The organism is Janthinobacterium sp. Bl 1 (assembly GCF_058215535.1).
Genome location: NZ_CM177086.1, coordinates 4,294,394 through 4,312,390, shown reverse-complemented (window position 1 = coordinate 4,312,390; position 17,997 = coordinate 4,294,394). Strand labels below are relative to the sequence as shown.

Here is a 17,997-nt window from a genome sequence, read left to right as displayed (position 1 = left end):
TTGTTCAATTCTAATATCGCTATTTTACGATATGGTTATCTTACGATATAAATGAAAAGCGTGCTGGCGGCACGCATTTTTGAAGGATTCAGGCGGGAAGGGGATTGCGCTGAAGCACGGCAGGACCTGTCAGCACGATGCGCACCAGGTCCACCTGGCGCTGGGCGCCGGCCTTGGCGGTGGCGCTCTTGATCTGCGTACGCGCCGTGTGGATGGAAATGCGCTGGCGCTCGGCGTATTCCTGCAAGGAATAGCCGTTGACGAGCGCTTCCGTCAGGCGCGCCTCGGCCACTGTCATGCCATAGAAATTGCGCAAGGTGGCGGCCAGGGAGGTGATCAGGTCACTGCTGTCGCTGAGGAAAACGGCGATGGCGCTGGCCGAGCCGAATGGGCTGTGCCAGGAGGGCAGGGGCGTGACGCGCAGGCGCAGCTGCTCGCCCGTCAAGCCGTTCAGATTGAGTACGCCGCCGGGGCCGCCTGCCGCCGTCGTTCCCGTTTGCGCCGCCTCATGCAGCAAGCGCCGCAGCGCGCCGTTGTCCGCTTCGCGCGGGCAATACAGGGGCGCGCCTTCGCGCAGTCGCAGCAGCCGCGTCGACGCCGTCATGGCCAGCGCCCGCTCGTTGGCGTACAGCAATTGCGACGTGGCGTCGAGCAGCAGCACGCCAAACGGCAGCAATTCCAGTACCTGGGTGGAACTCTGGGACAGCACTTCGAGCCGGCGCAGCTTGCGCTGCAGGGAAAACGCCGTTTGCAGATGCGGCATCAGCTTGCGCATCAGCGCCAGCTCGCCCGCGTCGTAGGCGCCCGCCCGTTCGCGGCGCACCACGGTGACGTTGGTGGAGCGTTCGGCGCGCAATTCGACGATGGCCGCCGCCGTATAAAAGATGTCTTGCGGGCGCAGCCAGTCCGTCCAGTATTCAGTTTTCTTCAGGCAATGGTCGGGAAACAGCATGGAGCCGGTGACGACGGCGCCTTCGCGGTGCAGGGAGGCGTCTTCCAGCCACACGTTGCGCGCACCGTAATAGCTGGCAAAGCTGGCCATGGCGTCCGATGCGAAGCCATACGTGGCGGCCAGGCCGCTGCCCGGCAGCTGGACATCGACTGAGCGGTTGCTGAAATCATTGGCCCAGATCAAGCCTGCGTGCGACTGCAACTGTTGCGCCAGGGCGGCCAGGAATTGCGACCAGGCACCATGTTGCGTGGCCGCTTCGTAGATCAGGGTAATCAGTGCCTGGCTGGCGACGGCGAGCGATGGCGTCATTGGCGATCCTCATGGCGGCAAGCGGTGGGCAAGACAGACAAGGGCGGCCTTTGCTGCGGCCGCCCGGCTTCCTTAACGCGATTCCAGCCAGCTTTTGCCGCCCGACGTGCACGTGCTGAGGCTGGCGTACTGGCTCACATAGTTATAGCCGCTGCCACAGCCGCCTTCGCCAGATTTGACGGGGCCGTAGCAAGCGCCTTCATAGCTGAGCTTACCATTGACGGTGGTGCTTTTGACACAGAAATTGTAGTTGCTTGCCGTCGTGTTGTTGGGCAAGGTGGTGCCATTGTTTTGCCCGCAGCCCAGTTCCTTGCTCACGCTGCGCGCATAGTCGACCATTTTCTGGTACGTGCCGCTGTAGTAGGCATCGGCCTTGGCTTTTTCCCCCAGCTTGCAGGCGGCGATCACGCTGTCATAGCCGGAATCGGCCTGCGCATAGTTGCCCGATACCTGGATGCCGCAGGCGCTGGCCTGCTTGCGTTCCGCGTCGCTGATCAGATTGCTGTACTGGCAGTTTGCCGAGGTGCCGCTGGTGCCGCCGGCGCTGGTGGAACCGCTGCCCGAGCTGGTGTCGTCGCTGCCGCCGCCACCGCAGGCGGACAGCATGAGGCAGCCGAGTAAAGTGACGGCAAAGGTGGTTGGATGTGCTTGCATGATTTCCCCTGTGGACTGTGACGTGCCACCATGTATCTGGTGGTATCTTTTTTATTGCTACAAGGAATTGTATCGGGCATGTTTTTTGGAAACATCACCCATATGGGGTATGCGCGGGCAGCACGGAGCGGGGGAGGGCGGCCGGCTGGCCGCCCCGGCAGGCATCAGGCGAAGTGGAACAGCAGCAAGGCGATGACGGCAGGCACCGTTTGCAGGTAGAGGATGCGCGTCATGACGGTGGCCGCGCCCCACACGCCGGCCACGGCGATGCACGCCAGGCCGAACACGGTGAATGCATAAGCGATGGCCGCGTCCGGGTGAAAAAAGCCCAGTGCCAGCGCGGCGACGAGAAAGCCGTTGTAGCAACCCTGGTTCGACATGGCGGGACGCACGATCTCCGCCTTTTCCTTGGACAGGCCAAACACCTTGCGTCCGCGCGCATCGAACAGCACGGTTTCCAGCAGCACGATGTACACGTGCAGCAGCAGGATGAGGGCGGTAAGGATTTGGGCCAGTAGCAGCATTGTTGTTCCCGAAAGTGAATGGATGCGGCAATTATGCTGCCAAGTGCATGTTTTTTGGCAACTTTCGATTAGAGCAGCCGCACTAGCGCATAGTGTGCTTGGGGCAAGATTTTTCACCCAATGGTATACTTTTCCCTTTGCTCCTGTGGGGACGACCCCGCTCGATGTGGGGGCTGTATGGCGGGGACGACCCTGCCGCCTCGGGAGAAAAGTATGGCATGGATCATTCTGGTATTGGCGGGTTTGCTGGAAATCGGCTGGGCCATCGGCCTCAAATACAGCGCCGGCTTTACGCGCCTCGTGCCTTCCGTGCTGACGGCTGTTTCCATGGTGGGCAGCGTGGTGATGCTGGGCCTGGCCTTGCGCACCTTGCCGCTGGGCACGGCCTACGCCATCTGGACGGGCATCGGCACCGTTGGCACGGCCATCTTTGGCATCATGGTGCTGGGCGAACCGGCCAGTGCCGCGCGCATCGCCTGCATCGCCCTGATCGTGTCCGGCATCCTGGGCTTGAAACTGCTCAGCCCACAATAAGGACGCCCGCATGAGTCTTGCCATGACCTATTTCTACCTGGCCATCGCCATCATCGCCGAAGTGATTGCCACCAGCGCCTTGAAGGCGTCCGAGGGTTTCAGCCGCTTGTGGCCCAGTGTCATCACCGTGGTTGGCTACAGCATCGCTTTCTGGTGCCTATCCCTGACCTTGAAGGTCATTCCTACCGGCATCGTGTATGCGATCTGGTCGGGCGTGGGCATCGTGCTCATTTCCGCCGTCGGCTGGTTCTGGTTCAAGCAGAGCCTCGATACGCCAGCCTTGATCGGCCTGGGGCTGATCATTGCCGGCGTGCTCGTGATTAACTTGTTTTCCAAGTCCGTCGGGCACTAGGAGCCTATCCCAGTAGATGAATACATCCCCTGCTGGCGCCCCTCAGAAGCGGGGACTGCGTTGATCGTCGTCGCGTGGCTCGCCACGCGTCCTCCTCACGCCTTGTCCGCGCTCCTGATGAACTACCAGCAGATGACGCTCCCTACTGGAATAGGCTCTAATCAAAAACTGCTGGCAACCCTTGCCAGGTAATACCACTCGGCATTGGCTTGCGCGTTGACGTCCGGGAACAGGATGTAGGCGTCGAACTCGGCCGTCACGGGCGTGCCGTCCGCGCGCACGCCGATCTGCTCGCCCTGTTTCACCTTGTCAAAGCTGGACCAGGTCTTGATGAAGCGGTCGCCTGCATCGAGCTTGTCGTGCACGACAACCATGTTCAGCGCTTCCATGTCCGCATCGGCAATCGGTTCGGGCTGCGGCGCGTCGATGAAGCCGAGGAAGGCGAGCGTGTTCATGATGGCGCGGTAGGCAATGTCCGGCGCTGCCGGGTCCGCGTGCTGGCCGCATTCCAGGGTCAGCGCATAGCCGCCCGTCGAGCGCATGTATTCCGTCGTGCCCACGCCGTAGCGCAAGACCATGCCCACCTGGTCGCTGCTGCCCAGGCGGCGCTGCACGCCGGCGCCATACGTTTGCAGCCAGCCATCGACGAAGCGGCGCACGCCCAGGCGGCGCGCCAGCGCGCGTTCCTTGTCTTCGTGCTTGAACGGTTGCAGCGGGCCATCGTTGTTGCGCGGACCCACCATGACGAAGGGCTGGCTGTCGGCATTGAACGAGTGCAAGTCCAGCAGCACGTCGTGCTGGCCCAGCAGCGGGCACAGCCAGTTGGCGATGCGGTCTTCGAAATCCTGTGGATTGTCGTTGGGGAACAGGTTCCGGTTCAGGTTGCGGTCGCCGCTGCGCACGCCCTTGGCGTAGGCAAGCGGGTTGGTGATGGGCACGAACGTGACGCTGCCGGCCACGATGGAAAGGGCGCCGCTGTCGAGTTCAGCCATCACGCGGTGGATGCCCTTGGTGCCGCAGGTTTCATTGCCGTGTACGGCGCCGGTGACGATCAGGCGGGGGCCGCTGCCTTGGCCCGTGTAGTTGATGGACTTGAAGTGGAGTGCGCTGCTCATGCTGGACATATCCTATGCTGTTGCGGGAAGGGAAAGCGGGGTCGGCATATTTTAGCGGGATTCGCCACAGGCTCCCGTAAAAATGTGCGCATCGTCGGCCCCGGCATGGCATGATCGGCGCCACCGTTGTTTTCCCTTGCCGATATCCATGCCCACTTCCCATCCTTCCCGCCTGTACGGCCTCGATACCCTGCGTGCGCTGGCCATCGTGCTCGTCTTCATGAACCATTATTTGCTGTTCGTCAGCGAGGGGGCGTTCGGTTTCTGGGGCGAAATCGGCTGGACGGGCGTGGACCTGTTCTTTGCCCTCAGCGGCTACCTGATCGGCAATCAGATCTTTGCGGCCTTGCGCAGCGAGCACGGCTTTTCCTTGCCGCGTTTCTATACACGGCGCTTCCTGCGCACCTTGCCCAGTTTCTACGCCGTGCTGGCCCTGTATTACTTGTGGCCCGCGTTTCGCGGCGATAGTGCGTTATTGCCGCTGTGGAAATTCCTGACCTTTACGCAAAACATCAATTTAACGCCGGGTACGGCGTTTTCCCATGCGTGGTCGCTGTGCGTGGAAGAGCAGTTCTACGTGCTGCTGCCGGCCGTGGCGCTGCTGATCGCCGCTTGCCGCAAGTCCTTGCTGTGGGCGTGGCTGGCCGTGGCCGCCAGCTTTATCGTGGGCATGCTGGTGCGCGCCTATTTGTGGGATGAGTATGTGCAAGTGCCACGCGGCGGCCTTGGCTATTACAAGTATATTTATTACGCGTCGTGGTGCCGCTTCGACGAGCTGGTGGCGGGCGTGGCGCTGGCGCTGCTGAAGAACTACCATCCGGCCGCCTGGACGCGCCTGACATCCCATGGCAACCGCAGCTTGCTGGCCGGAATCGCAGGTACGGCGCTGATGTTTTATGTGTTCCTCAACGATCACTATGGCTACTGGGTGACGGTGTTCGGCTATCCGGCCCTGGCCGCCAGTTTTACCCTGCTGCTGATCGCGGCGCTCAGTCCCGCCAGCGCACTCTATCGACTGCGCGTGCCGGGCGCGGCCAGCCTGGCCCTGTGGTCGTATGCGATTTACTTGCTGCACAAGCAGCTGTGCATCTTATTGCGGCCCTATTTGCAAGACGTTGGCCATGGCGCCGATAGCCTCACAGCGATACTGGCCAGTATTGCTGCCAGCATCGCCACGGGCTGGCTTTTATATGCTTTGGTGGAAACGCCGTTCATGCGTTTGCGGGCGCGCTATGTTCCCGCCAATCACGCCTGATTTACATATCGATGACGTCGAGCCCGCGCGGCGTGCCCACCAGCAATTCCAGGATTGCATGCACGCGCAGGTTCGTGTCTTCGTGTTCCGTGTTGAAGATCAGGGTGCGCAGGCCGGGCACGGCTTCCGTGATGTGGTCGCTGGCGTAGGCGTTGATCAATAACAAGACCAGGTCCGTGGCGCCCGCGCCGGGCTGGCGCCGCAGCCGGTCGTGGATCACGTTCAGCAGCGCACGCTGCATGCGCGGCGTGGGGTTGGTGATGTAGGCGAAGACGCTCGGCGTGTTGGCGATGGCCGCGCAGATGCGCCGCTCGATCTCGTCGGGCTTCACGTCGGAGGCAATATCGAAATACGCGGCGTCCCAGCGCGTGCGCGCATACGGATGATGGGGCGGGAAGGAGTCGGCCGTTTCAAAACCGCAAATGCGGCTCAGGGTTTTCAGCCAAGTTAGTATGGTGGAATTCATGCCCCGATTCTAGCGGCATTCCATGCGCTGCGGGCCCTCTCCATATAAAGGAGGCTGACGCCCGGAGAATGATTAAAGTTTCCTGTAAAACAGCCCTTGTCATTCTGGGAAAGCCTCTCTATAATGCTGGTCTTCGGGGCGGTTAGTTCAGCTGGTTAGAATACTTGGTCGACATCCAAGGGGTCGGGGATTCGAATTCCTCACCGCCCACCAGAATTTGGCAGTAGATGGTTTTAAAGACGATTGCTGATGCAGTGATCGATAAAAAAGTTTTACGGGCGGTTAGTTCAGCTGGTTAGAATACTTGGTCGACATCCAAGGGGTCGGGGATTCGAATTCCTCACCGCCCACCAGAATGCAGTTAGAGAGAAAGGGTAAACCGGTTATGACACCGCGAACTACTACCAAGCTTTGGGAGTGACGCTAGTCGAACGGGTTTCCTTTGTCTCAAGAAAGTGAAAAACGCGGCTAGTCCGCGTTTTTTTGCGTCCGCGTTTTCCTTTCAGTTTTTCAGTTCACACCACATTGCAGTTTTACCTGGCGCCAGCGCCGATATGGAGATCAATATGCTTACAATCCGACTTCCCGATGGTTCCGCCCGTCAATTCGACGGCCCGGTCACCGTGGCCCAGGTTGCGGCCAATATTGGTACCGGCCTGGCCAAGGCTGCCTTGGCCGGCAAGGTTGATGGCAAGCTGGTCGATACTTCCTATCTGATCGAGCACGACGCGGAACTGGCGATCGTGACGGACAAGGATGCCGATGGCCTGGAAGTGATCCGCCACTCGACGGCCCACTTGCTGGCGTATGCCGTCAAGGAATTGTTCCCCGACGCGCAAGTGACCATCGGTCCCGTGATCGACAACGGCTTTTACTATGACTTCGCCTACAAGCGTCCGTTCACGCCCGAAGATTTGACGGCGATCGAAAAGAAAATGGCGGAACTGGCCAAGAAGGATGAGCAAGTCACGCGCAAGGTTGTCGCGCGCGACGAAGCCATCGAGTACTTCAAGGGTATCGGCGAAGCGTACAAGGCTGAACTGATCGGTTCGATCCCGGCCGACCAGGAAGTGTCGCTGTATTCCGAAGGCAAGTTTACGGACTTGTGCCGCGGCCCCCACGTGCCATCGACGGGCAAGCTGAAAGTGTTCAAGCTGATGAAGCTGGCCGGCGCCTACTGGCGCGGCGACTCGAAAAACGAGATGCTGCAGCGTATCTATGGCACGGCCTGGGCCAAGAAGGAAGACCAGGAACTGTATTTGCACAACCTGGAAGAGGCCGAAAAGCGCGACCACCGCAAATTGGGCAAGCAGCTCGATTTCTTCCATTTCCAGGAAGAAGCGCCGGGCCTGATCTTCTGGCACCCGAAAGGCTGGTCGATCTGGCAGCAAGTCGAGCAATACATGCGCAATGTGTACCAGGTCAATGGCTATCAGGAAGTCAAGGCGCCGCAAATTCTCGACCGTGGCCTGTGGGAAAAAACGGGCCACTGGGACAATTACCGTGAAAACATGTTCATCACGGAATCGGAAAATCGCGCCTATGCGCTGAAGCCGATGAATTGCCCTGGCCATATTCAGATTTTCAACAATGGCATGCGCAGCTACCGCGACCTGCCATTGCGTTACGGCGAATTCGGCCAATGCCACCGCAACGAGCCGTCGGGCGCCTTGCACGGCATGATGCGCGTGCGCGGCTTTACGCAGGATGATGGCCACATCTTCTGCCTGGAAGAGCAGATCGCCGGTGAGGTGACGGCGTTCCACCAGCAGGCGATGGATGTGTACACGGCTTTCGGCTTCACGAATATCGATGTGAAACTGGCTTTGCGTCCCGATAACCGCATCGGCACGGAAGAATCGTGGGATTTCGCCGAGGAATCCCTGCGTTCGGCCCTGCGCGCCTGCGGCGTGGAATGGACGGAATTGCCGGGCGAGGGCGCGTTCTACGGTCCGAAGATCGAATACCACCTGAAGGATAGTCTGGGCCGCGCATGGCAAGTGGGCACCGTGCAGATCGATCCGTCGATGCCGGGCCGCCTGGGTGCCGAATACGTGGCCGTGGACAACACGCGCCAGGTGCCGATCATGCTGCACCGCGCGATCGTCGGTTCGCTGGAACGTTTCATCGGCATCCTGATCGAACACTATGCGGGCGCCATGCCGTTGTGGCTGTCGCCGGTGCAAGTGTCGGTGTTGAATATTTCCGACGCTCAAGCCGACTATGTACAGGAAGTTACAACAAAACTGCGCAAAGCGGGGCTGCGCGTACAGGCTGATTTGCGTAACGAGAAGATTACCTATAAAATACGTGAACATTCCGTACAAAAATTGCCTTACATCTTAGTGATTGGCGACAAAGAGCGGGATGCGAATACAGTGGCCGTGCGGGCGCGGGGCAATGTCGATCTGGGCGTGATGTCCGTCGATGCCCTGATAGAGCGACTCAAACATGAAGTCGACACCAAGGCCTGACGAGGAAACTCGCTGCACGACCGTCTTACAAGATTTTTAAAGGAAATTACAATAGCTACTGACAAGTCACATCGCATCAATGGCGAAATCACTGCCCCTGAAATGCGTTTAAGCGGGGTCGATAACGAGCCACTCGGTATCGTAAGTTTGGCTGAAGCCTTCCGCCTGGCGGAAGAGGCAAACGTCGATCTGGTGGAAATTGCGCCTACCGCGCAGCCACCGGTGTGCCGTTTGATGGACTACGGCAAATTTAAGTATTCGGAGCAAAAGAAAGCTCACGAAGCCAAATTGAAGCAAAAGATCATCCTCGTGAAGGAAGTCAAATTCCGTCCGGGGACTGATGATGGTGACTACAATATCAAGTTGCGTAATCTCATCAAGTTCCTTGAAGATGGCGATAAAACCAAGATCACCTTGCGTTTCCGCGGTCGTGAGATGGCGCATCAGGATATTGGCTTCCGCATGCTGGAACGTCTGAAAGCCGATCTGGAGCCGTATGGCCAGGTCGAGCAGTTCCCGAAGATGGAAGGCCGCCAAATGATCATGGTTCTTTCGCCTAAGAAGAAGAAGTAAGATACAATAGCGTTTTACTGTGGATCGACGTGGTTTGTGCCTGCATGGGCGCGACACCAGATTCCAGGCAGAATTTGCGCGGCCCGGTCAGCAATGCCCGGGCCGCGTGAACTGTAGTGGACTCGCATCCGCTGCACAACATGTGAAAGCAGGCATCTAAGCGCAGCGTCGTGTTGCCACCTGCAATCCTGTTATAAATGGAGCTGTCCGTAAGAGGACAGATTGCTATGCCTAAAATGAAGACCAAAAGCTCCGCGAAAAAACGTTTTCGCGTGCGTCCAGGTGGAACAGTCAAGTCGGGTCACGCGTTCAAACGCCACATCCTGACCAAGAAAACCACCAAAAACAAACGTCAGTTGCGCGGTACCCGTAACATCAACGCATCGGATGTCACATCCGTCATGCGCATGATGCCGACTGCTTAATCTCACACTCAATTTAAGGAGTTACTATGCCTAGAGTAAAACGTGGGGTTACAGCTCGTGCCCGTCATAAGAAGATTCTTGTTCAAGCTAAAGGCTACCGTGGTCGCCGCAGCCGTGTATACCGTGTTGCCAAGCAAGCAGTTATGCGCGCTGGCCAATACGCTTACCGCGATCGCCGCAACAAGAAGCGCGTTTTCCGCCGCCTGTGGATCGCCCGTATCAACGCCGCTTCCCGTGAGCATGGCGTAACGTACAGCGTATTCATGAACGGCTTGAAAAAAGCAAATATCGAACTGGACCGTAAAGTCCTGGCCGATATGGCTGTGATGGACAAGCCAGCATTCGCTGCGATTGTCAACGCAGTTAAAGCAAAAATCGCTGCGTAAGCATCGGTCATTGCACAACGTCATCCGTAGGGTGACGTCATAAAGAGCGGGGCAGGGGTGTGAACCTTATGCCCCGTTTCCGTTTTTGATTGTTGGACTTTTGATAGCCGAGTCCAGAATTGATGTCCAAAACAGGAAATGCCGCATGAACTCCCTAGAAGAACTCGTCGTCTCGGCCCAGGCTGACTTTATCGCCGCCGCAGACGCTGCCGCACTTGAAAACGCCAAAGCCCGCTACCTGGGCAAGACTGGCCAGATTACCGAAATGATGAAGGGCCTGGGCAAGCTGGACCCGGACGCGCGCAAGGCGCAGGGCGCCCTGATCAACGCCGTTAAAGTGCAGATCGAAGACGCGCTGACGGCGCGCCGTGATGCGCTGGCCGATGCCCAGATGCAAGGCCGTCTGAACGCCGAAGCGATCGACGTGACCCTGCCAGGCCGTGGCCGCATGCCAGGCGGCATCCATCCCGTGATGCGTACGTGGGAGCGGGTCGAGGAAATCTTCCGCTCCATCGGTTTCGACGTGGCCGACGGCCCTGAAATCGAAAACGACTGGACCAACTTCACGGCGCTGAACAGCCCGGAAAACCATCCAGCCCGTTCCATGCAAGACACGTTCTACATCGATGGCAACGACACCGATGGCAAGCCCTTGCTGCTGCGCACGCACACGAGCCCGATGCAGGTGCGTTATGCGCGCACGCATACGCCGCCGATCAAGGTCATCGCGCCGGGCCGCACCTACCGCGTCGACAGCGATGCCACCCATTCGCCGATGTTCCACCAGGTCGAAGGCCTGTGGATTGCCGAAGACATCAGCTTTGCCGACCTGAAGGGCGTGTACCTGAATTTCGTCAAGGCCTTCTTCGAGACGGACGACCTGCAGGTGCGCTTCCGCCCGTCGTACTTCCCGTTCACGGAACCGTCGGCCGAGATCGACATCGCCTTTGGCTCCGGCCCATTGAAAGGCCGCTGGCTGGAAGTGTCGGGCGCCGGCCAGGTGCATCCGACCGTGGTGAAGAACTTCGGCCTCGATCCCGAGAAATTCATCGGTTTCGCTTTCGGCTCCGGCCTGGAACGCTTGACGATGCTGCGTTACGGCATCAACGACCTGCGCCTGTTCTATGAAGGCGACTTGCGTTTCTTGAAGCAATTCAACTAAGCGTTGTTCCGTTTGATTCATGGCGCTTGAGCGCCTGTGCGCTCGCGCTGTGAGCTTTGACCCTTTGAAGGCTTGATTATGCAATTTTCCGAAAACTGGCTCCGTACCATGGTCGATCCGAAGATGACTTCGGACGAACTGGCCCATCTGCTGACCATGTCCGGTCTCGAAGTCGAGGACGTCGATCCTGTCGCGCCCCCGTTCTCGAACGTGGTGGTGGGCCTGGTCCTGGAGATGGAAAAACATCCGAACGCGGACCGCCTGAATGTGTGCCAGGTCGACGTCGGCACAGGCACCATGCTCAACATCGTCTGCGGCGCGCCGAACGTGCGCCCGGGCTTGAAAGTCGTCTGCGCGATGGCCGGCGCCGTGCTGCCGCCTGGCGCCGATGGCAAGCCGTTTGAAATCAAGGTGGGCCAGCTGCGCGGCGTCGAGTCGCAAGGCATGCTGTGCTCCGCGCGCGAATTGAAATTGTCGGAAGAAAACGCCGGCTTGATGGAATTGCCGGACGACGCGCCGATCGGCCAGAACTTCCGCGATTACTTTGCGCTCAACGATTTGAAATTCACCATCAAGTTGACGCCGAACAAGGCGGATTGCCTGTCCGTGCTGGGCGTGGCGCGCGAAGTGTCGGCCTTGACGGGTGTGCCCCTGAATGCGCCGCAGTTCCGCACCGTGCCTGTTTCCAGCGATGAAATCCTGCCCGTGAAAGTCAGCGCGCCGGACCTGTGCGGCCGTTTCACGGGCCGCGTCATCCGCGGCTTGAACGCCAAGGCAGCCACGCCGGACTGGATGAAGCAGCGCCTCGAGCGCAGCGGCCAGCGTCCGTTGTCGGCCCTGGTCGATATCTCGAACTATGTCATGCTGGAACTGGGCCGTCCCAGCCACGTGTTTGACCTGGCCAAGATCCACGGCAGTCTCGACGTGCGTTGGGGCAAGGCGGGCGAATCCGTCAAGCTGTTGAACGGCAATACCATTGCCGTCGACGAGTGGATCGGCGTCATTGCTGATGATAAAGAAATCGAATCCTTGGCCGGCATCATGGGCGGCGACGCCAGCTCCGTATCGGACGATACGGACAGCATCTATCTGGAAGCGGCATTCTGGTGGCCGAACGCCATTCAAGGCCGCGCGCGCCGTTTGAATTTCTCGACCGATGCGGCGCACCGCTTCGAGCGCGGTGTCGATTTCGCCACCACCGTCGAACACATCGAGCGCATCACGGCACTGATCGTGGAAATCTGCGGCACGCCGGCGACGACCGTCGGCCCCGTCGACGACCACGTGGTGAACCTGCCGCAACGCCAGCCCGTGTCGATGCGCACGGCGCGCGCGCAAAAAGTCATCGGTGTGCCGCTCAACGATGAGCTGATCGCCGATATCTTCACGCGCCTGGCCCTGCCATACACCCTGGCGGACGGCGTGTTTTCCGTGACCTCGCCCAGCTACCGTTTCGACATCGAGATCGAGGAAGACCTGATCGAGGAAGTGGCACGCGTGTACGGCTTTGAAAACATCCCGGCCTTGCCGCCCGTGGCTGCGAACGTGATGCAGATTGCACCGGAAAATACCCGCTCGCTGTTTGCGGTACGTCATGAACTGGCCGACCTGGGTTTCCAGGAAGTGGTTAACATGAGCTTTGTCGATACGGCATGGGAGCGCGATTTCTCGGGCAACACGAACCCGATCAAATTGCAGAACCCGATCGCCAGCCAGATGAGCGTGATGCGCTCCTCGCTGATCGGCAGCCTGATCGCCAATGTGCGCTACAACCTGAACCGCAAGACGAACCGCGTGCGCATCTTCGAAGTGGGCGCCATCTACCAGCGCGACGACAGCGTGGAAAACGGCCCGTTGTCGGTGGCCGGCTACGCCCAGCCCAAGCGCGTGGCCGCCATGGCCTACGGCGCGGTTGCCGACGAGCAGTGGGGCCAGGCTGCGCGCACGGTCGACTTCTTCGACGTGAAGGCGGACCTGGAAGCGCTGTTCGCGCCGCTGGTCTTGCGTTTCACCAAGGCGGAGCATCCGGCCCTCCATCCGGGCCGTTCGGCCAACGTGGAGCTCGATGGCAAGGTCATCGGTTTCATCGGCGAATTGCACCCGCGCTGGATGCAAAAGTATGACTTGCCGCTGGCACCCGTGCTGTTCGAAGTCGATGCTGCTGCGCTGACGCAAAGAGTCGTGCCCGCGTACCAGGAAATCTCGAAATTCCCTGGCGTCAGCCGCGACCTGGCCGTGGTCGTCAAGCAATCGGTGGCCGTGCAGGATCTGCTCGACAGCTTCCACGCGGCAGCGAAGGCGAGCCCGGCAGCGCGTATCGTGCAAGCCATTGTTTTATTTGATGAATATCGTGGAAAAGGTCTGGAAGCGGATGAAAAAAGCCTTGCTTTCCGGATTAGCTTGCAAGATACTCAAAACACCCTGCAAGACGATGTCGTCGATGGCCTGATGGCTGTTCTGATCGATGCGGCCAAGCAGGGCCACGACGCGAAACTGCGTTCGTAATTACCGGACTGGCCGTCGCCTTGCGTGACGGCCTTTCCGTCGTCAATCGTAGACGAGCTTGCCATGTGGCGAGCTCGGGCGCACAGAAAAGGCAGGGCAGGAAAATTAATAACAGCGACGTTGATTCCGCCGTACTGCAATCCGCACTGGCCGCCGATTTGCATCGGGCCATGCTGGTTGCCAAGGTGCGCCAGGAAGCGGAAAAAGATTTACCGACCTTGACCAAGGCGGAACTGGCCGAACTGTTGTTCGAGCAAGTGGGCCTGAACAAGCGCGAAGCGAAGGATATGGTCGAGACCTTTTTCGACGAAATCCGCAACGCGCTCGAGCGTGGCGAGGCCGTCAAGTTGTCCGGTTTCGGCAATTTCCAGTTGCGCGACAAGCCGCAACGGCCGGGCCGCAATCCGAAGACGGGCGAAGAGATCCCCATCACGGCGCGCCGTGTCGTGACCTTCCATGCGAGCCAGAAGCTGAAAAGCATGGTCGAAGAGACCAGTCCGCTGGCACGTGCTGCCTGAGTGAGTGGCGATGAACGAGCGCATCAGTAAAACCGAGTTGATCGCCTTGCCGCCGATTCCGGCGAAACGCTATTTCACGATCGGCGAGGTGAGCGAGTTGTGCGGCGTCAAACCGCACGTATTGCGCTACTGGGAGCAGGAGTTTTCCCAGCTCAAGCCGGTCAAACGACGTGGAAACCGCCGTTATTATCAGCACCATGAGGTGCTGCTGATACGCCGCATCCGCGAATTGCTGTACGAGCAGGGCTTTACCATCAGCGGGGCGCGCAACAAGCTCGACAGCCGTGGCGCATCGCATGCCATCGCCGACGAGCTGCCGGCCATGCCTGCCGTGCCGCAGGAAGTGCCGTTGGACCGCGTGTGGATACGCAATGAATTAATGGCGATTTTAACCTTGCTAAAATAAGATTTGTACCAATATAGGTGGGGTTGTCCGGTAGCAGTTGACCAAGTTGACTATACTGCATGGGCGCCCCGCCTTGGCGCTCACGCTACCGTACGGCGCGCCATATTTTGAATATAATGTTAATGTTGCGTTTTTGTTAGTGACGCTGAACCGGAGCAGCGTTCAGGTTCCGGTAGTCTTTCCCAGGCCAGGAAAATTTAAGGGGAAACAATGATACGCGTTGCCATTTGTGATGATCACCAAATAGTACGAGCTGGATTCAAACAGATTTTTTCGTCTTCTGACGATTTCAGTGTGGTGGCGGAAGCCGGTACCGGGCGCGAAGCGCTCGATATCGCCCGCCGCGAAATTTGCGATGTATTGCTGCTCGATATAGCCATGCCCGATCAAAGCGGCATCGATACCTTGCGCACGATCCGCCAGGGCCAGCCGGAATTGCCCGTGCTGATACTCAGCGGCTATCCCGCGCAGCAGTACGCGCTGAACCTGTTCAAGATGGGCGCGAACGGCTATCTGAACAAGGAATGCGAAGCCGACGAGCTGATGACGGCCGTGCGCACCGTATTCCAGGGACGCCGCTATGTCAGCTCCACCGTGGGCGAGTTGCTGGCGCAGTCGTTCGACCGCGACACGAATGCGGCCCTGCATACGGAATTGTCGGACCGCGAGTTCCAGGTCTTCCTGCGCCTGGCGCGCGGCGCCACCGTGTCCGATATCGGCGTGGCCTTATCGCTGAGCATCAAGACGGTCAGTACCTACCGTACGCGCATCATGGAAAAAATGGGCTTGCAATCTAACAGCGACTTGACCTATTACGCAATGAAAAACAATTTGCTTGACTAGCGCTGCGGTGCGATCATTGAAACATGATCGCTCAGCCAGCTAGCCAGCACGACTTGTGCAGTGCAGCAGTTTGTGGCGAGGACTATAATTGGCCGGCGCCGGCGCTCTCTCCCGCGCCGAACCTTGCTAAGGATGCACATCAGGATGTATTTCACCGCTGAACCGGCCCCGAATCACCGCCTGCCCCTGTACAAGACGATCCTGTGCGTGACGTGCGCCTTGTTGCTTGTACTTAATGGCTTCAGTCTTTATCACAACCTGCAGTCGTTGAAGGGCACGAACGCCTTGCTCAGCCAGAGCGCCCGTGTGGCCGACCGCCTGCAGTATTTGAATGTGCTCGTGCTCGATGCGGAAAGCAGCTTGCGCGGCTATTTCATTTCCGGCTCCGAAACCTATCTGGGGCCGTCGAAGACCGCCACCACCGAAATCGAAAACGAATTCAACGAGCTGCAAACCTTGCTCGCGGGCAGTCCCACCCAGCTGAAAAACCTGGGCCAGCTGAAAAGCTTGATCCGCCGAAAGATGTCGATGTTGCAACAATCGATCGATGTCTACAAGCAGGGCGGGCTGGCCGAGATCGTCAACATCTCGCGCGTCACCGATGACCGCGCCACCATGGACGAGATCCGTCTGCAGGTGGTGATCATGACGCGCGAGCAGAATGAAGCGCTGTCGACCGGCAGCGCCGCCTTTTATCATGAGTACCAGAAAGCCGTGCTGCTCGGTATCGGCATCAATGCCCTGGCCATTCTTGTGCTGATCATGTTTTACCAGCTGGTGCGGCGCAGCTTCCAGAACCGCGCGGCCGTCGAGTATGCATTGCAAAATGCCAACGATACTCTGGAATCGACGGTCAGCAAGCGTACCGAGCAGCTATCCGTACTGTCGCGTCATTTGATCAGCGTCAATGAAGTGGAAAAAGCGCGGCTGGCGCGTGAGCTGCACGATGAGCTGGGCGCCAACCTGACGTCGATCAGCATGGACCTGGGTGCCGTCACGCAGCAACTGGCGCACACGCAGCCGGAACTGGCGATGCAATTGCGCCGCGCCAAGGCCACCTTGCTGGAAACGGTGGAGCTCAAGCGCCGCATCGTCGAGGATTTGCGCCCCAGCCTGCTGGACAACCTGGGCCTGTGCGCCGCCATCGAAAGCTATTGCGAGGATTTTGCGCGCATGAGCTCGGTTCGTTGCGAAACGGATGTGGCCATCAATATCGACAACCGCGAAGCCACCCTGACGATTGCCCTGTTCCGTATCGTGCAGGAATCGCTGACGAATATCATGAAATATGCGCGTGCCGGCATGGTCAGCGTGACCTTGAAACGCAATGAACACGGCCTGGTGCTGCGCGTGATCGACGACGGCATCGGCATCACGGAAGCTGCGCTGCAAAAACCGATGTCGCACGGCTTGCTGGGCATGCGCGAACGCGCTTTGCTGCTGGGCGGTACTCTCACCGTGCGCCAGGGACCGGAAGGCAAGGGGACATGCGTGGAAGCCGTGATTCCGTTGCCGCTGACGCCGGAGCCGGAAGACATCGACGCGGATATCGAAGCGTAATTTTCTTTGAGATAAAAAAATGGCCGGGCATGCAGCCCGGCCATTTTTTATTTATCTTGCATGATCAGCAGCGCGAAACGTCGCGCAGCAAGCGGTCGTATTCCGTCTTGGCCACTTTGTAGCACTCGCCTGCATAGCATTCCAGGCCGGCGCGGTCCAGCACCGTGATATTGCCGCGGCGATAGTGGATCAAGCCTTCTTCCTGCAGCTTGCCGGCGGCGGCCGTGATGCTTTCGCGGCGCACGCCCAGCATGATCGAGATCAGCTCTTGCGTGACTTTCAATTCATTCGATGGCGAACGGTCCAGGCGGTCCAGCAGCCAGCGGCACAGCTTTTGTTCGATCGAGCTGTGGCGGCCGCCGACGGCGTTCTGCGCCATTTGCGCAAACAGGGCGTTGGTGTAGCGCATCAGCAGCTGGGGCAGGGCGCCGCCTTGATTGAACGCGTCGCGCAAGCTTTGCGTTTTCAGGCGGTAGCCGTAACCGGCGCTTTGCACGACAGCCGTGCACATGGCGCGCTCGCCTGCCAGCAGTGAGGCACCGGCCACGCCTTCATGGCCGACGACGGCGATTTCCGTCGTGGCGCCATCTTCCATCACATACAGCAGCGAAATGATGGCGGTGGTGGGGAAGTAGCTGTATTCCAGGTTGTTACCGTAGGCATACAATTCCTTGCCGAACGGCAGTTCCACCAGTTCCAGGTCTTCGAACAGCGATTCAAGCGCGGCGCGCGGCAGGGCGGCCAGCAATTCATTCTGTTGGGCACTGCTGAGGCTAACCCGCGACGCAAGCTTGATTTCCCGTCCGGCCGCCGGCATGGCGCGCGGCAGCAACTGGTTCTTCTGGACCGGGGTGCTAAGTTGAGTTTGGTTCATAGTATTCCTCACAGGCTTTTTACATCGGAGTGCGACTGCCGCGTTGCTGGTCAAAGAAGCTGCCGTGCTCATGTGATAACGGCGTTTTGTTCGACCGCGCGGTGCAGATC

General features: G+C 59.1%; 19 protein-coding genes and 2 tRNA genes. 15 read left to right on the top strand and 6 right to left on the bottom strand.

Annotated features, from left to right (window positions below):
• Positions 1-88: 88 nt before the first annotated feature.
• From AC4BCN_RS19350 to AC4BCN_RS19340, 3 genes are all read right to left on the bottom strand, one after another.
• Positions 89-1,261 (bottom strand): helix-turn-helix transcriptional regulator, encoded by a 1,173-nt coding sequence (locus tag AC4BCN_RS19350; RefSeq protein ID WP_490491528.1) that lies wholly within the window; start codon positions 1,259-1,261, stop codon positions 89-91.
• Positions 1,262-1,333: 72 nt separating this feature from the next.
• Positions 1,334-1,915: a hypothetical protein gene (locus AC4BCN_RS19345; RefSeq protein WP_139143482.1), complete on the bottom strand. Its 582-nt coding sequence runs from the start codon at positions 1,913-1,915 to the stop codon at positions 1,334-1,336.
• 164 nt (positions 1,916-2,079) lie between these two features.
• Positions 2,080-2,439: a DUF1304 domain-containing protein gene (locus AC4BCN_RS19340; RefSeq protein ID WP_034751924.1), complete on the bottom strand. Its 360-nt coding sequence runs from the start codon at positions 2,437-2,439 to the stop codon at positions 2,080-2,082.
• A gap of 213 nt (positions 2,440-2,652) precedes the next feature.
• On the opposite strand from AC4BCN_RS19340, the gene sugE reads away from it, so the two are divergent.
• Positions 2,653-2,973, top strand: coding sequence for a quaternary ammonium compound efflux SMR transporter SugE (sugE, locus tag AC4BCN_RS19335; RefSeq protein ID WP_046684095.1), 321 nt, complete (start codon positions 2,653-2,655; stop codon positions 2,971-2,973).
• A gap of 22 nt (positions 2,974-2,995) precedes the next feature.
• Positions 2,996-3,325, top strand: coding sequence for an SMR family transporter (locus tag AC4BCN_RS19330; RefSeq protein ID WP_070217979.1), 330 nt, complete (start codon positions 2,996-2,998; stop codon positions 3,323-3,325).
• A gap of 161 nt (positions 3,326-3,486) precedes the next feature.
• On the opposite strand, the gene AC4BCN_RS19325 is transcribed toward AC4BCN_RS19330, so the two are convergent.
• Positions 3,487-4,449 carry a M14 family metallopeptidase gene (locus AC4BCN_RS19325; RefSeq protein ID WP_139089706.1) on the bottom strand — a complete coding sequence of 321 codons (963 nt, stop codon included), beginning with the start codon at positions 4,447-4,449 and terminating at the stop codon, positions 3,487-3,489.
• 139 nt (positions 4,450-4,588) lie between these two features.
• Between AC4BCN_RS19325 and AC4BCN_RS19320 the strand changes: the two genes are divergently transcribed.
• Complete coding sequence (locus AC4BCN_RS19320; protein WP_490491527.1) at positions 4,589-5,695, top strand: acyltransferase family protein; 1,107 nt, start codon at positions 4,589-4,591, stop codon at positions 5,693-5,695.
• Position 5,696: 1 nt separating this feature from the next.
• Here AC4BCN_RS19320 and AC4BCN_RS19315 read toward each other — a convergent pair whose 3' ends face one another.
• Positions 5,697-6,161 (bottom strand): hypothetical protein, encoded by a 465-nt coding sequence (locus AC4BCN_RS19315; protein WP_070304716.1) that lies wholly within the window; start codon positions 6,159-6,161, stop codon positions 5,697-5,699.
• Positions 6,162-6,297: 136 nt separating this feature from the next.
• On the opposite strand from AC4BCN_RS19315, the gene AC4BCN_RS19310 reads away from it, so the two are divergent.
• The 12 genes from AC4BCN_RS19310 (at position 6,298) to AC4BCN_RS19255 (ending at position 17,013) form a co-directional block, all read left to right on the top strand.
• Positions 6,298-6,374 (top strand) — tRNA-Val (locus AC4BCN_RS19310).
• A gap of 63 nt (positions 6,375-6,437) precedes the next feature.
• Positions 6,438-6,514: transfer RNA gene (locus tag AC4BCN_RS19305), tRNA-Val, on the top strand.
• 213 nt (positions 6,515-6,727) lie between these two features.
• Positions 6,728-8,635 (top strand): threonine--tRNA ligase, encoded by a 1,908-nt coding sequence (thrS, locus tag AC4BCN_RS19300; RefSeq protein WP_139089705.1) that lies wholly within the window; start codon positions 6,728-6,730, stop codon positions 8,633-8,635.
• 12 nt (positions 8,636-8,647) lie between these two features.
• On the top strand, positions 8,648-9,208 hold the full coding sequence (gene infC, locus AC4BCN_RS19295; protein WP_205711303.1) for a translation initiation factor IF-3: 561 nt from the start codon (positions 8,648-8,650) through the stop codon (positions 9,206-9,208).
• Positions 9,209-9,435: 227 nt separating this feature from the next.
• Positions 9,436-9,633, top strand: coding sequence for a 50S ribosomal protein L35 (rpmI, locus tag AC4BCN_RS19290; protein ID WP_038493025.1), 198 nt, complete (start codon positions 9,436-9,438; stop codon positions 9,631-9,633).
• 26 nt (positions 9,634-9,659) lie between these two features.
• Positions 9,660-10,019: a 50S ribosomal protein L20 gene (gene rplT / locus AC4BCN_RS19285; protein WP_010399214.1), complete on the top strand. Its 360-nt coding sequence runs from the start codon at positions 9,660-9,662 to the stop codon at positions 10,017-10,019.
• Positions 10,020-10,164: 145 nt separating this feature from the next.
• A complete protein-coding gene (pheS, locus tag AC4BCN_RS19280) occupies positions 10,165-11,181 on the top strand; it encodes a phenylalanine--tRNA ligase subunit alpha (RefSeq protein WP_034751917.1) in 1,017 nt (338 codons plus the stop codon).
• A gap of 78 nt (positions 11,182-11,259) precedes the next feature.
• Positions 11,260-13,686, top strand: a complete 2,427-nt coding sequence (pheT, locus tag AC4BCN_RS19275; protein ID WP_490491526.1) for a phenylalanine--tRNA ligase subunit beta — start codon at positions 11,260-11,262, stop codon at positions 13,684-13,686.
• 170 nt (positions 13,687-13,856) lie between these two features.
• Positions 13,857-14,204: an integration host factor subunit alpha gene (locus AC4BCN_RS19270; protein ID WP_010399205.1), complete on the top strand. Its 348-nt coding sequence runs from the start codon at positions 13,857-13,859 to the stop codon at positions 14,202-14,204.
• Between the two features lie 10 nt (positions 14,205-14,214).
• A complete protein-coding gene (locus tag AC4BCN_RS19265; protein WP_139089703.1) occupies positions 14,215-14,610 on the top strand; it encodes a MerR family transcriptional regulator in 396 nt (131 codons plus the stop codon).
• 210 nt (positions 14,611-14,820) lie between these two features.
• Positions 14,821-15,453 (top strand): response regulator, encoded by a 633-nt coding sequence (locus AC4BCN_RS19260; RefSeq protein ID WP_010399201.1) that lies wholly within the window; start codon positions 14,821-14,823, stop codon positions 15,451-15,453.
• Between the two features lie 144 nt (positions 15,454-15,597).
• Positions 15,598-17,013, top strand: coding sequence for a sensor histidine kinase (locus AC4BCN_RS19255; RefSeq protein ID WP_139089702.1), 1,416 nt, complete (start codon positions 15,598-15,600; stop codon positions 17,011-17,013).
• A 64-nt stretch (positions 17,014-17,077) separates the two neighbouring features.
• On the opposite strand, the gene AC4BCN_RS19250 is transcribed toward AC4BCN_RS19255, so the two are convergent.
• Positions 17,078-17,887 (bottom strand): Crp/Fnr family transcriptional regulator, encoded by an 810-nt coding sequence (locus AC4BCN_RS19250; protein WP_034751913.1) that lies wholly within the window; start codon positions 17,885-17,887, stop codon positions 17,078-17,080.
• Positions 17,888-17,997 lie beyond the last annotated feature (110 nt).

What these genes read in the sequence shown, in the direction of transcription:
- AC4BCN_RS19350 (WP_490491528.1), bottom strand. Translation starts at nt 1,261, where the DNA reads ATGACGCCATCGCTCGCCGTCGCCAGCCAGGCACTGATTACCCTGATC.
- AC4BCN_RS19345 (WP_139143482.1), bottom strand. Translation starts at nt 1,915, where the DNA reads ATGCAAGCACATCCAACCACCTTTGCCGTCACTTTACTCGGCTGCCTC.
- AC4BCN_RS19340 (WP_034751924.1), bottom strand. Translation starts at nt 2,439, where the DNA reads ATGCTGCTACTGGCCCAAATCCTTACCGCCCTCATCCTGCTGCTGCAC.
- sugE (WP_046684095.1), top strand. Translation starts at nt 2,653, where the DNA reads ATGGCATGGATCATTCTGGTATTGGCGGGTTTGCTGGAAATCGGCTGG.
- AC4BCN_RS19330 (WP_070217979.1), top strand. Translation starts at nt 2,996, where the DNA reads ATGACCTATTTCTACCTGGCCATCGCCATCATCGCCGAAGTGATTGCC.
- AC4BCN_RS19325 (WP_139089706.1), bottom strand. Translation starts at nt 4,449, where the DNA reads ATGTCCAGCATGAGCAGCGCACTCCACTTCAAGTCCATCAACTACACG.
- AC4BCN_RS19320 (WP_490491527.1), top strand. Translation starts at nt 4,589, where the DNA reads ATGCCCACTTCCCATCCTTCCCGCCTGTACGGCCTCGATACCCTGCGT.
- AC4BCN_RS19315 (WP_070304716.1), bottom strand. Translation starts at nt 6,161, where the DNA reads ATGAATTCCACCATACTAACTTGGCTGAAAACCCTGAGCCGCATTTGC.
- thrS (WP_139089705.1), top strand. Translation starts at nt 6,728, where the DNA reads ATGCTTACAATCCGACTTCCCGATGGTTCCGCCCGTCAATTCGACGGC.
- rpmI (WP_038493025.1), top strand. Translation starts at nt 9,436, where the DNA reads ATGCCTAAAATGAAGACCAAAAGCTCCGCGAAAAAACGTTTTCGCGTG.
- rplT (WP_010399214.1), top strand. Translation starts at nt 9,660, where the DNA reads ATGCCTAGAGTAAAACGTGGGGTTACAGCTCGTGCCCGTCATAAGAAG.
- pheS (WP_034751917.1), top strand. Translation starts at nt 10,165, where the DNA reads ATGAACTCCCTAGAAGAACTCGTCGTCTCGGCCCAGGCTGACTTTATC.
- pheT (WP_490491526.1), top strand. Translation starts at nt 11,260, where the DNA reads ATGCAATTTTCCGAAAACTGGCTCCGTACCATGGTCGATCCGAAGATG.
- AC4BCN_RS19270 (WP_010399205.1), top strand. Translation starts at nt 13,857, where the DNA reads ATGCTGGTTGCCAAGGTGCGCCAGGAAGCGGAAAAAGATTTACCGACC.
- AC4BCN_RS19265 (WP_139089703.1), top strand. Translation starts at nt 14,215, where the DNA reads ATGAACGAGCGCATCAGTAAAACCGAGTTGATCGCCTTGCCGCCGATT.
- AC4BCN_RS19260 (WP_010399201.1), top strand. Translation starts at nt 14,821, where the DNA reads ATGATACGCGTTGCCATTTGTGATGATCACCAAATAGTACGAGCTGGA.
- AC4BCN_RS19255 (WP_139089702.1), top strand. Translation starts at nt 15,598, where the DNA reads ATGTATTTCACCGCTGAACCGGCCCCGAATCACCGCCTGCCCCTGTAC.
- AC4BCN_RS19250 (WP_034751913.1), bottom strand. Translation starts at nt 17,887, where the DNA reads ATGAACCAAACTCAACTTAGCACCCCGGTCCAGAAGAACCAGTTGCTG.